Source organism: Methylomonas sp. EFPC1 (assembly GCF_016925515.1).
In the GTDB taxonomy this organism is placed as follows: domain Bacteria; phylum Pseudomonadota; class Gammaproteobacteria; order Methylococcales; family Methylomonadaceae; genus Methylomonas; species Methylomonas defluvii.
This window is the reverse complement of sequence record NZ_CP070494.1, coordinates 1,450,809-1,464,076: the sequence shown is the minus strand read 5'-3', so window position 1 is coordinate 1,464,076 and position 13,268 is coordinate 1,450,809. Positions and strand designations below refer to the sequence as shown.

Genomic DNA, 13,268 nt, shown 5'->3' with positions numbered 1-13,268 from the left:
GCAAGAATATATCGAATTGGCCTATAACTACTGCTTGTTGGGTTCGACCGACTCCCAGCTTGCCGAATTCTTCAATGTCGCCGAATCGACGCTCAATCTTTGGAAGAAAAAATTCCCCGAATTCGCCGATTCCCTTAAGCGCGGCAAAACGGTTGCCGACGCTAAAGTCGCTGGTTCGTTGTTTAGTCGGGCTACGGGCTACAGTTGCCCGGAAGCAAAGGTCAATGTCGTTGATGGTGAGGTCGTTATTACCGACGTCGTCAAGCATTACCCTCCCGATACTACATCAATTATTTTTTGGCTGAAAAACCGCCAGCCGGACAAATGGCGCGACAAACAGGAAGTGGAAAACACCTTTGAGGTTGACAAAGATCTGATGGAGCGCCTAAAAACCGAGTTCATTGATAAAATGGCCCTGGCTAGAGAGAGGCAGAGGAAAGTCCTGGTTGAGCGCGGACTGATCGGTGAGGATGAGCCTTATTAACGCCTTGACGTTCCCAAGACAACCATTCTTGGCATCAAGGTAATCTAAGCATAATCGACACACCGTGCCGAAATGGTAAGCCCTTTGGCCGCATGAAGTTGCCAAAGTAGAAGGCCGCGCACCGTCGCGGCTTTTTGCTGTCTAAAATTCCCGCCGCTTGCAACGATTCACCGGATTTCAGCTCACTAGGGATATGCACTACCGGCCAAAAGCCGACTATTAGGATCGTTGAGCCAATGGCGTGTCTACGCAAGAAAGCTGTCATTCAAAAACCGCCTCCAAATATTGATTGAGGGTATTCAGGATGAGCCAATTTCATCAAAGGATAATGGGAAAGCTAAGGTGTTGCTTATATAGTAACCAAGCCTTATTGGTTGCTTACTTCATTTCGGTAATACTGTTTTCAGAAAGACGACGCCTGATTATTTCGTGATACGCAGCAGGGTTATTTTACCCCACGAAGGTATTGGATTGCCTTGGCACATGATTGGAACGTTCAGGACGGGGCTCCAAACCCCGTCCTACCCAAGACAAACGTAGGGCGGATGCCGACAGGCGATCCGCCAATGAAGCCATCAAATAACCCAATGCCTCAACCTCAGTCAACTTGACAGCCTCGTGCCCCGTCCGACATCTGGCGAAACCCTGTAAACCGGTTCCGCCTTACGAACTTCATCCGCCGTACGGCCGTTTGATTGTTCCTCATATGGCCGCCCCTAGTAAGGAAGCGAGCCGGGCGGACACATAAGACTCGTGTGCTGCCAGGTCTTCCAAGGGCAATACCAATAAGGATAATTCTGCGTGACACTGATCGGAGGGACATCCTTTACGCAGGTATTCCACATACAGTCGATATGCGCCAACCTCAGTGCCGTCGCAAACGCCAGCATTTTGGCTGCCTTAGCAACGGTTCCATAGTACAAGGCAGCGGAACCCAACTTCTTGTCGTCAAGCAGGTCCGCGCCCAAACCGATACCTATATCCAAGGCCGTCTCATGAGATGATCCAAAGTTAGGGTCAGCAATAAGCGGTTGGCCTAGTGATGAGTACAACCCCGCTATTCCCCCCTTCTGCTCAACCACGTCCACCCAACCCCAATATGTGGGGTCGATCTTTGATTTGATGCAGGCCATGAGAGACTCGAAGGGAACTGTCTCCCAATAAGGCTTCCACTCGGAACAGCATCGCAGCGTGCCCGCCGGATCAAGGTAGCCCGGCACAAAATACGCAGCGTAGAGCGACATCCCATCGACATACCCATCATGCGCCGTAGGTCGTTTGGTGGTAAATAGGTATGGGTCCCGTTCAATGAAACGACCCAATCCAGGACTATACATACGATTACGAGCGTAGTCTAACCCACTTTCGGAGTCAGCAACATAGCCGGTGAATCCCCGGTCCCAGCCCACCTCGCTCTTCGCCCTGACTGCACTTCCTAGGCCAGATGAGATGGTCTGCTTCCCATAGGGATCATACTTGTAGCGTTCGACAATCTGCCCCGCTGTATCCGTCAGCGCAGCAACGGAATAGAGATAGTTATAGTGCGGATAGTACCGCGAGGTCGTGCCGTTGACGCTCGTCTGATAGACCACCACTTCATCCACATAGTTGCCATAAACGAATGTTGCCTCAGTGGCACCGGTAGGACTTTGGTACTCGATGTTGCGAGCACCATCATAGAAGTAACGAACTTCCTTGCTGCCGGCTGTTTTAGCGATGCGCCGCCCCAAGGCATCGTAGCGATATGCCCCGGCGGTTTGCAAACCGCCAGCCCCGATGAAAGTCACTTTGGCTAAACGATTTTCCTGGTTATAGGAATAGCTGTAGTTTGAATCATGGCTCAGATTGCCGTTGTCGTCGTAGCTTAGCGGAGCAGTATTGATCTGGGTTAGCTCATTCACCGCGTTGTGTGACCGGATTTCGGTAACGCCATCCTTGATCTTTTCGTCCCAGTTGCCGAGTTTGTCCAGCTGATACTGGGTCTGAGTCAGCGGCAGTTGCACAGTGCCGGCGGTATCCAGCAAACCGACTTTGTAATGAATCAGCCGGTACAGGTCATCGTATTGGAAGCCTTCGGAGTTCGCGTTGTCGTGCTGCTTGGCCTCGAAGCGTTTGCTGCCTTCCTTATCGTAGTCGTAACCGAAACCGGCGATGAGGGAGGAATCTGCCTTAGTGTGGCTAAGGCTGGTGATCCAGTTGTTTTCGTTGTAAGCATAGTTGGCTGCAGTGCTGTTGCCGTAACTTCGATTGAGCACTCGGTTGCCAAAATCATATTGGTAGCTGGCTATGGCACCTGCATCGATATCTGCCAGCCGTTCGCGGAAATCCCGATCTTCGGTGACGACTTGCCCGCCCGGATAAGTCAGGGTACGGCGGCGGTTGGGGATGTCATAGGCATAGTCTACTGCTTTGCCGTCCTGGGTGCTTTGCAGCACGCGGTTAGCGGCATCGTAGTCGAAGGTTACAACCCAGCCGTCCCGCGTCGCAGTTAACAAGCGACCACCGGTATCATGAACAAAACTGTCATCGGCATCGACCTGATAGTCGCGCAGGGTCAGATAATACAGGTCGTTATAGATATAGTCGGTGGCAAGATTTTTATGATCGATACGTTTTTTAAGGTTGCTCGCTTTGTCGTAGCTATATTCGCGGGTGTTTTTGCGGGTATCGCCGGCCTGGCGGAGCGGATAGGCTTCCTGCACCAAGCGGTTGACTGCGTCGAAAACATAGCGGGTGGTTTCGCAGTCTTCCGGCGGACTCAGGCTATTACAAGCGGGTGGGGTGCCGCCGTCTTGCTGCTTTGCCGTGGTTAACGCGGTGACATTGCCTACCGCATCGTATGCCGTTTGGCTCCAGACGTCGTCCCCATCTAACACGCTACAATCGGCATCGCCGACTTTCTGAATGTTGCGAACGCGGCGGTTGAGGTCATCGTAAACGTAACAGGTGGCATGGGCTTCGCGATCCAGACTTTTGGTCAGATTCCCCGCCGGGTCGTAGCTGTGATGGGTGGTCTCGCCGAGGGCATCGGTGACAGCGATTAGGCGATTAGCGGCATCGTAGGCATATTGGCTGCAATGGTCGTTGCCGTCGCATGCCTCGATACGGTTGCCGATGCCATCGTAGACATAGCCAGGTTTGCTGACGGCGTTACTGCCTGCCACCGGCCCTTCGGTATCGCTGACCTGGATCAATTCGTTGCGGTTATTGTAGCTATTGGCTGTGACGTTGCCGCCGGGCGAGGTCGTCGTCTTGACATTGCCAACGCCGTCGTAGCTATAAGTTGTGGTCTCGTTAAGGGCGTTGGCTTCTGTGTGCCGCCAGTTGTTATCCAAATAGCTAAAGGTCGTTGCATTACCGTTGGCGTCGGTGCTGGCGAGGACGTTACCCACACCATCGTATCGGACGATCTGAGCCCAATCATTCGCGTCCTTGCCATCTGCGGTATCGGTAACCTTGCGGAGGGTCAGCACCCGACGGTCGAGGTGGTCATATTTTAAATAGCTGTGCTTGCCTTCGGGATCGATGCTATGCACGATATTGCCCGAGCCGGGTGTCGGCGCGCCGCATTGGCTATTGTTACAAAGTGCCAGCGCTAGGTTGGCACCGGTATCATAGAAGTGCTGGGTGATGATGTCGTCCGCATCGCCGGTTTTACATTCCTGGGTACCGATCTTTTTGCTTTCCTTGGTCAGGCGATTGAGTGCATCGTAGTTAAAGAAAGTGTAATGCTGGTTGGCGTCGATAGAGCAGATGCGGTTGCCGACCGAGTCATAAAGGGTTTCCGCGATATGGGTCAGGGCATCCTGAACTTGTGTCAGCCGGTTTTGCTCGTCGTAGGTATATTTTGTGACCTTGCCGCGCGGGTCGGTTAACTGAACCCGGTTGTCGTTGTGATCATAAGCGTAAGCGGTGACCAGATTCAAACCGGCCGGGTCGCGGCTTTCCTTGATTAGCCGATTGCGGAGGTCGTATTGGTATTGGCTGGTTTGGAAGGTGGCCGGGGCTTTTATGACTTGCTTGCGGACCTCGAGGCGATTGCCGACGCCGTCGTAGGCAAATAGGGTCACGAATCCTAATGGATCGGTTTCTTGAGTTAAGCGATTTAGGGTGTCGTAGCTATACGTCCATTGATGGCCATTGCCATCGATCTTTTTGATCTTGTTGCCTAGGGCATCATATTCGTAGGTAGTGACGTGGTTTTCGGCATCCGTGACCGTGGATTGATTGCCATGGACATCGTAACTGTAAGCGGTTACGTGGCCATTGGGGTCCTTGTGGGTTAAAACGTGCCCGTTGGTGTCGTAAGTCCATTCGCTCAGCAGATTGAGTCCGCCGACATCGCGGATTTCTTGAATGCGGTTACCCGCAGTGTCGTAAGCGTAGTTAGTCACCGAATGCGCGGTACTTGCGCCATTGGCAAAATAGGCCATTTTGGTGACCAGATTGAAAGGATTGTTATACTCGTAACGGGTTTGGTTGCCGTTGGCGTCTATTTGTGTGGTTAGATTGCCAAAGCTGTCGTACTGATACTGGGTGGTGTGGCCGTTGGCGTCAGTCATGCTGGTCATATTCAAGGTGGCCGGATCGTAGGTGTAGGTCTGCGTGGCGTTATCCGGCGCCACTTTTTTGGTGATTTGACCATCGACGTTATAGAAGTATTGCCATTGCTTGCCGTTCCCGTCGGTCTGTGTGGTCACCGAAGGCAGGTATTTACGTAATTTCAAAAGTGTGAGGGCTGAAGCTTCGGTAGCCCAGTCAGTAGGATTAGCGAGTGTTAGAAGCGGATGACCTAACTGATCGACGACGGCCAGTAGATGGCCCGCTGAGTTAAAGTTGTAGCGGAATTTGTTACCGCTTTTATCGGTTTTGCCTACGATTTGGTGACGCACATCGTAGCTATAATCAACGGTGTTCCCCAATGGATCGATGATTTGGGTCAGATTGTTATAGCCGCCGTACCGCAATTGGGTGACACGATTGAGTGGGTCGGTGATCTTGCTTAGATGTTTACTGGCGTCGTATTCGAATTTGATCTGCCGGCCATAGGTATCGGTCACCCGCGCCAATAAGCCATTTTGATAACTGAGTTGGGTGCTATTGCCGTTTCGATCAAAAATGGATTTGAGCATCCAGGGCTCAATGGCCGCGACACGTAGCGGGTTGCCAGGAATTTTTTCAAAACGATAGGTAGTGCCGCCTTGCCGATTAGTTATTTCAATCGAGCCATCGGAATTTTCCAATACGGTTTGCTGAGTGCCGGCAATAGCGGTAATAGCGCCGGCTCGACCAATGCGCTGGTATTTGGTGACGACCCCACCCGGACTCACTTTGAAAAAATCGCGGTTTTGAGTGAACAGGAAAATATTATAGGAATGACTCCAGCCAAAGCCCAACCCAGTTTCTAAGGACGCATTTTCGCCATTGGCGTTATCGCTAGCATAATGCAGGGATAGTTCCAACCCTTCGCCATTAGCGCTGGGCATGGTAACGACCGGATAGGAATCCCCAAGTAAGCCCTTGGTGTTCGAAACAAAGCTCTTCACTGTTGTTTCTGGACAAGGCCCTTTTAAGTTGGTCCCATCGGAGCTTCCTTGTTTACAACATATTAGACAAAACGATTGTTGCCCGCTGATCGGCTTAGCAACGGCTGGAGAGGGAGCCAGGGTTGTGACATAGAACAAGGCCAGCAAAATAAAAAAAATACTTTTATTTTTGTTCATTACGGTGCTCCTAGCCTTTGATTGTTGTTAATTTTCTGTTAGAAAACCTCAATAATCCTAACAGCGCGGACCCGAACAAAACGATGCTGGTAGGAATAGGAATAGTTTCGACAGTCGTGTAGTCGGCGTCCGCGTCATATTTAAACCAATATTCAGTGTTGTAGCTAAGCAGCGTTGAGACTTCTAACCTACCGCTATTGGTGCGTGTGGTGGAGGTATTGGTGCCCGAGATACTGTCGGTAAATACCGCAGAGTCTAACAAGCTGGCACCGTCATACAGTTCCATGGTTGTAAAGTGCATCAGTCCTGAGAAAAATCCGCCATCATCGGCCGTACCCGAAAGGCTGCCGCTATAATCCAGCAGAAAGTCAACCTGAACCGACCCTTGTGCGTTTGGATCGTTGAGATTGGTAATCTTGAAATAATTATCGAAACTTGCGACGGCTAAACTGTCACCTTGCATGCCCGGCTGGTCAAAATGCTGATCGAAGTGAACTGAGGCGGTAATGCCAGCACTCGAGACGCTGAATTTAGCCAGAGTGCCGCCATTGTTGGTGCTCGCGCCTGCTTGGATAGCAGTGTCATTCGCCAAGCTGGTGTTGCTATCATTACTGGAGGGACTCGCAGAATCGGCAGAATGGGCTCTAACTTCTCCTGCCCAGACATCCGTCCATTCCAACTGCGCATTGGCATCCGCCAGATCAAATCTTAGATTGCTGATCTCCATATCGCCGGATACCGTTACAGAAGCAGCTTCGACCGAATTTGCGTTAAATAGCGTGAGACTGAAGAAAGCGGCTAGGGTATTTTGAAATAGCTTTGCATGAGCCATGGTATCTCCTAAGTGTTAAGCAAAATGAAATAGCATCTCTTTAATTCTTCGAACAGTTGACAGACTTAAGGCAATGAATTGCCGGGATGTGTTGCGTAAAACGAGTCAAGCGTTGCTTGTTCAGCGTCGTTGCCATTTTTACCGGTGGCAGTAGCCGGTATAAACCTGAAGGGGTCAAACTGGATTGATGGCCACCAATCAAAAAATAGTCCTAACTTATAGGATTGTTACCTTTTTTATCACTATGTTTATTGACGGGGGCTCAGTAGAGCATATAAATTTCAAGCTTCGCAGCAGGACTATGACGGAGGAATTATCTTCGCTTTGGTCACAGCAGCCTAACTTAAATACTAGCCTAGCAACAAAAAATGACAATACAACTATCGCAGCCGAATAAACTCCATTCAGTACGCTACCGAACATAGGACTAATTGATTCATGAAAGCTTTAGAATGCGAAACAAGCAGTCTTTTCCGCATTGCTTGATGCGTTGGTGGTGGGTAAGTGGCGCTGTTTTAGATTATGCACTGCAAACTAACACTTGTTTTAAACTACTGTTTAGTTCTGCAAGGATTGTGGTGTTGGTCGTTCAACGGCGAAGACCAAAAGTGACTAAATCTTCCTGAAGAACCAGATGCTGGGTAATACACTCAGGAATGTTCTTCGGTCTCAATTCTTGTGGAGGTCTGCAATGTGCGAATAACCAGCCAATCAAAAATTTGGCCGTTGGGGCTGCTAAGGGTCGATAGCACCAGTTCACCACCAAAAATAGCATTGACCTGACAAGGTAAAGGGATTACCCCCGTCTTTTTTCGCGTGGGCTCGTTGTCTCCTGCCCGGCTAATAAGCCGTGCGGTAGGCAGGATACCGAAAATTCAATTTCCGAAAACCCCACAAATCCCACTTTCTCACGCGGCCATAATGCCGCATGACTCAAAATCCCATAGATACATTCCAGCGAATCGAAACCGCCGCGCACGATGGCGACTTCGGGCATAACAGCCGACCGCAGCCGACCGACGCAATGTGTCTGGCCGGCAACTACAAAGTCGGGAAAACCTCCATTTACGGGTTGTCGGTCGCTATCGAGCAATCAAGGCACAACTACCGGACAGGCGTTGATCCCAAAACCGGCAAGCGATGGTCAACCCGGTTGGCGGCTCGCTTCGAACTATTCGCCACTATTCGGCACTCTTCTGACCCCACTCGTAAACGGAGTTCGCGTTGCTGGGCCTTTCTATCCAGTGTGGACGAATGAAAAACCGAAATTGGTACTTCTTGATGGCGAAGGCCTTGGTCATACACCACGCTCGATGTCCACAATCTCGACAACCCTTTCAAAGCGTATTGATATGGTTGACGCCGTTATCCTGGTTGACAACGCGACCCAGCCAATGCTTTCCGCGCCCGTCGCGGCGATGAAGGAACTGGTCTCATCTGGAAACTCTGCCAAGCTGATCTTTGCCTTCACTCATTTCGACAAAGTCAGCGGCGACAACTTGCCGAGCCCATCAGCCCGTGCTGAACACGTCCTTGCCTCAGCAGAAAATGTGCTCTCTTCCATCGGCGAAGACCTTGGACCGTTTGCCGAGCGCGCATTACGCGCCCGGCTTGCAACTTCTCGAGTCTTTCTTGCGAACCTCGATCAAAGACTGGATATTGAATGCAAGGATGGCAAGCGCACCGTCACTCAACTAAGTAAGCTATTGGAGATGATAGACAGCAATGTAGAGCGCGTTAAACCAATTGACTCGCGCCCAATCTATGACAGGATGAATCTTGCGCTTGCCGTCGAACGCGCAGCAGAGAGCTTCCGTAACGAGTGGAGGTCTCGCCTCGGCCTGCCAGGAAAGCATGGCGCTGAAAAAGAGCACTGGACACGGATCAAAGCCCTCAGCCGACACATTGTTGTAATGGGTGCTGACCATTACGACACCCTTCATCCTGTGGCTGATCTTAGGAAGGAGTTAAGGCAGCGGCTTTATATACTGCTTCAGAACCCGGTTGGCTGGAATGGGCCAGAGCCGACTGATGATGATAAGCAGATTATTTTCGACGCCATCGCCGATGATCTTAATCGCCGATTGTTCGAACTATCCTTGCGCCGAGTCAAGTCTGAACGCTTGGCCGATTGGCGTAACGCATATAACGAATCAGGCGCACGCTCAACGTTCCGGCGCGCTAAACTGATTGGAGATAGCATTTACGACTTAGCTGCTCCAGTGCCCGACCTGACCCCGTCTCCAGACCGGAATGCCTTCCTGCAAGACGTGGCTACCGTGACCAGAGAGTCGGTTGAATTAGTTGGGGCTATTTTGAACTGATTAAGGCGGCTTGACACGTAATGCTTTTAATGAACGTCGGCAATCTGAAAAATTCCCGACGTTCAATTTATTGATTTTGATAATGAGAAAATGATAGCAACTGGCCGAACTGGAGCATTCAAACCCTGCTTGTGGTTTGGATCGGGTCGTGTACACATTCACCCATAAGATTTGAACCTAAAACCGGTGGCTTGATCACGGCAGGAACATTGCCGCAGCAACACCCAATCCAAGGCATAAACTATCAGCTTTAAAACTCGAAATATCACAATGATGACCATGCCAAAACCACGCACACCGCCGCCGCCTCGACCAGGCTGGAATTACGATACCTACTTCCTGGAGCAGTTGGCTAAGGCCAAGGAACGAAAGCGGTAGCAGTTGTGGGGTGAGGTTTCGTTCCTCATCACCGGCCAAATTCGGAACCAGGAGTTCCGATTTGCCAGTCCATCAAACACCGCTCGTTCCGCTAATTTACTGGCCTTGATCGGCTTTGTATCATCCCGCGTTGATACAGTTACATGGAAACTACCGGAATTCCGGTTATTACCCTGATTTCAAATCAGGCCTTGATAGGTGAAGGAAAATTCTCCCTCTCCTATTTCTGCTTCGAAAGTGATGACACAAGCGATCCAAGTCATTGAAATACAACTCCCTAAACATTAGCGGGATAATTCTCCTGCTCAACTCCAGCCCGCGAATTTGCTAGGTTTCTGTTGAAAGCTGCGCATGGTCATTATGACCATCCCCACCCGCGTCCGTTTTGATGGCGTCGGAATTGCCGACATCATGTAGACGAACGCAAACTTGCTCTCGTGTAATTTAGGCTTGGTATTGCCGGATCCAAGGTGGTCGCGCTTGAAACGCGAACCATTGATTTTATTCAACTCGCCATTATGGCTAGCGCTAGATATTCAATTCGGAAAAGTGGGTAAATTAGCCAAATTTAACCAAATAAGATCAAGTCTCTTTTGATACATCTGGATACTTGAAATGAAAAAAGCTATGAAACGCGCTCAAACGGCGCAAATGGCGGGTGTGTGTTCAAACATGCTGAAGGTGTTGATTGAAACTGATGGATTTCCAAGCCCAATAAAAGTTGGAAAGGCGGACGCTTGGATAGATACCGAGGTGCAGGCTTGGCTTGATGCAAAGATTGCCCAGCGTGATGCTACGCTTGTTGCCGGGGGTGCGCAATGAGTGCGTTAATTGTTGCTGGTGTTGTGATTAATCGTGATTTAGCTGGGCGCTATTGCTTGAATGATTTGCATATAGCGTCTGGCGGAGAAAAACGTCACCAACCATCTGACTGGTTGCGCGTTAAGCAAACCCAAGATTTAATTAAAGAATTAACTCCGGGGATTCCCGGAGTTTCAGAAACTACCGGAATTCCAGTAGAAACCATAGAAGGCAGGAAAGGCGGGACTTATGTAGTCAAGGAATTGGTTTATTCCTACGCCATGTGGATCAGCGCCAAGTTTCATTTGCATGTGATTCGGGCCTACGATGAAATGATTAATCAAAAGGCTCAATTCAAGATACCGCAAACGCTATCAGAGGCATTGCTGCTGGCCGGTACCCTTGCTGCTGAGAAAGAATCACTTCAAGCCGAGATCGAAACCAACAAGCCCAAGGTCAGACTGGCTAACTTGATCGGCGAGTCGTCCAACGCCAGATGTGTTCGCGTGTGGGTAAAGACGATGAAAAACGACAATAACCTGTGCGTCGGCGAGAGGGAAGTATTTAAATTCCTGGTCGATAAAAAATACATCTTCAAGCCGCGCGGCGAGAAAGGCTATTTGCCCTACGCAAACCACGAATCGACGGGTACCGGATACTTCATGACCACGGTGGAAGAAATCAACGGCAAGCCGCGTCGGATGCTCAAGATTACCGGAAAAGGTGTTGCACACCTAACTGCCAGGGTGATTGATCATTTCAATCAGTTGCGGCTGGCAGATTCGGCTCAATGTTTTTGCTCGCCAGTTTTGGCGAGCGAAGGCCGATTAATTCAGTAACGCAAGTTTTGCGTTACCTTTATTTGCAAGGCCTTAGCAGGCTGGTGAAAAACTCGAAAAGCCAAGTAAGCTAAGGCATAGATGAGCCGCCAACTGTTAAAATAGGCTACCTAAATTTGGAGCCTTTCAATGCGCGGACACGATGCCATCCAAAACAACTGGTTCAGCTACATCAACCTGGAAGACCGCATTCCCAAGCAGCATCCGTTGCGCCGTTTACGGCTGTTGGTCGATGGCGTACTGGCCTCGATGGATGCCGTCTTTGCCGCGCGTTACTCGCACACTGGCCGTCCCTCGATTGCCCCCGAAAAACTGCTGCGCGCCTTGCTGTTACAAGTCCTGTATACGGTCCGTAGCGAGCGTCAGTTGATGGAACAACTGGACTACAACCTGTTGTTTCGCTGGTTTGTTGGTTTGGGTATCGACGATGCTGTCTGGGAGCGCAGCGTGTTCAGCGCCAACCGCGAACGCCTGCTGTCCGAAGCCCTGAGTCGCGAATTTTTTGAGCGGGTACTGGCCATAGCCGAATGGCAAAATCTGGTGTCCGACGAACACTTCAGCGTCGACGGTAGCCTCATTGAAGCCTGGGCCTCGCATAAAAGCTTCGTTAAAAAAGACGGCAGCGGCCCGGACAAACCCGCCGGCCGCAATCCCGAGGTCGACTTCAGCGGCGAAAAGCGCAGCAACGCCACCCACCACAGTACGACCGATCCCGAAGCCCGGCTTTACAAGAAAGGCGAATACACCGAGGCCAAACTGCGTTACATCACCCATGCCTTGTCCGAGAATCGCAACGGCCTGATTGTCGATGTCGAAACCACTCAAGCCACCGGCACCGCCGAAATCGAAGCCGCGCAAAACATGATCAAACGCCGCGTGCCCCAAGGCGGCAGCGTCGGTGCCGACAAAGGCTACGACCAAGCGGCGTTCGTCAACGGACTCGAGTCCCGTGACATCAAAGCCCATGTGGCCCGCAAAAAGACCGGCAGTGTCGTCGATGGCCGGACCGCTCGCGGCAAAGGTTACGCCCAAAGTCTCAAGCGCCGCAAAATCGTCGAAGAAGCCTTTGGCTGGGTCAAAACGGTCGGCGGCCTGCGCAAAACCCGTCACATCGGCTTAGCCAAAGTCGCGGGTCAGGCCTTGTTTTGCTTTGCCGCCTACAACCTGACGCGCATGCTCAACCTATTGGTGTTCACGCCGAAACCGGCGTGGAGTGCACCCGCCTAGGGTGAAGTTCGCCTGAAAACCGTCCACAGACGGCTTCAGGCGAATAAAAAGCCCTTGAAACCGGGGCAAAACGCTTGAAACTCGATGTCATGACCGATTTCAACTCGAAAAAATCACTTACATCGTGGGTAAGGGGAAATATCGGCGGGTTTTTCACCAGCCTGTTAGGAAGGTTGCGGAAATACGCGGCATTGGTTGTGATGAGCGCCCTAGTTTTAATCGAGACTGTCTCGATAACGCAAAATTGCTTTATCCATGAATTCAAGAGCTTGAGAAAAGATAACCGAAAATTCGGTCATCAATGAAATTCAATCAGTTAGCCATAAAAAAACCGGCAAAGCCCACCGTATAGGGCTTGCCGGCTTACATCCTTGTTTCATGAGTTGACTGCCAACCAGAGTATTTGGGGGCTCTGGTTAACTGCGCTAAGCTCGCCAACCTAACGCAAGGCCAGTATATCGGCTCGGCTTGGCTGGATCGGGGTGAGTTTTCTTGATTGAAACATCCGCCAATGGCGAAAGTTGGGATTCCCGGCAATGGCGGGGATTTTTCCGGCATCTGGTATTTACTACCAATTACCACCTGTTTCTATTTCGCGTGGTGACTCTATGGTGACTCAAAATAAAAAAGGCCTAGGTGAAAAACACCTAAGCCTTTGAT

General features: G+C 50.7%; 8 protein-coding genes. 6 read left to right on the top strand and 2 right to left on the bottom strand.

What is annotated here, in order from left to right; genetic code table 11:
• Positions 1-16 precede the first annotated feature (16 nt).
• The gene (locus JWZ98_RS06930) at positions 17-484 is read left to right on the top strand and encodes a helix-turn-helix domain-containing protein (protein WP_240348246.1); all 468 of its coding nucleotides are present in this window, start codon (positions 17-19) and stop codon (positions 482-484) included.
• Positions 485-1,200: 716 nt separating this feature from the next.
• On the opposite strand, the gene JWZ98_RS06925 is transcribed toward JWZ98_RS06930, so the two are convergent.
• Positions 1,201-5,970: an RHS repeat protein gene (locus tag JWZ98_RS06925; protein ID WP_205453752.1), complete on the bottom strand. Its 4,770-nt coding sequence runs from the start codon at positions 5,968-5,970 to the stop codon at positions 1,201-1,203.
• 247 nt (positions 5,971-6,217) lie between these two features.
• Entirely contained in the window at positions 6,218-7,039 is an 822-nt protein-coding gene (locus JWZ98_RS06920; protein ID WP_205453751.1) for a hypothetical protein, read from the bottom strand.
• 928 nt (positions 7,040-7,967) lie between these two features.
• Here JWZ98_RS06920 and JWZ98_RS06915 point away from each other — a divergent pair.
• From JWZ98_RS06915 to JWZ98_RS06895, 5 genes are all read left to right on the top strand, one after another.
• Positions 7,968-8,297 (top strand): hypothetical protein, encoded by a 330-nt coding sequence (locus JWZ98_RS06915; protein ID WP_205453750.1) that lies wholly within the window; start codon positions 7,968-7,970, stop codon positions 8,295-8,297.
• Positions 8,298-8,391: 94 nt separating this feature from the next.
• The gene (locus tag JWZ98_RS06910; protein WP_205453749.1) at positions 8,392-9,363 is read left to right on the top strand and encodes a hypothetical protein; all 972 of its coding nucleotides are present in this window, start codon (positions 8,392-8,394) and stop codon (positions 9,361-9,363) included.
• A 993-nt stretch (positions 9,364-10,356) separates the two neighbouring features.
• Positions 10,357-10,563: a hypothetical protein gene (locus tag JWZ98_RS06905; RefSeq protein ID WP_205453748.1), complete on the top strand. Its 207-nt coding sequence runs from the start codon at positions 10,357-10,359 to the stop codon at positions 10,561-10,563.
• Complete coding sequence (locus JWZ98_RS06900) at positions 10,560-11,381, top strand: KilA-N domain-containing protein (RefSeq protein ID WP_205453747.1); 822 nt, start codon at positions 10,560-10,562, stop codon at positions 11,379-11,381. Before JWZ98_RS06905 ends, JWZ98_RS06900 begins: the two co-directional genes overlap by 4 nt.
• Positions 11,382-11,510: 129 nt before the next feature.
• The gene (locus JWZ98_RS06895) at positions 11,511-12,608 is read left to right on the top strand and encodes an IS5 family transposase (RefSeq protein ID WP_205451336.1); all 1,098 of its coding nucleotides are present in this window, start codon (positions 11,511-11,513) and stop codon (positions 12,606-12,608) included.
• The last annotated feature ends 660 nt before the right edge of the window (positions 12,609-13,268 follow it).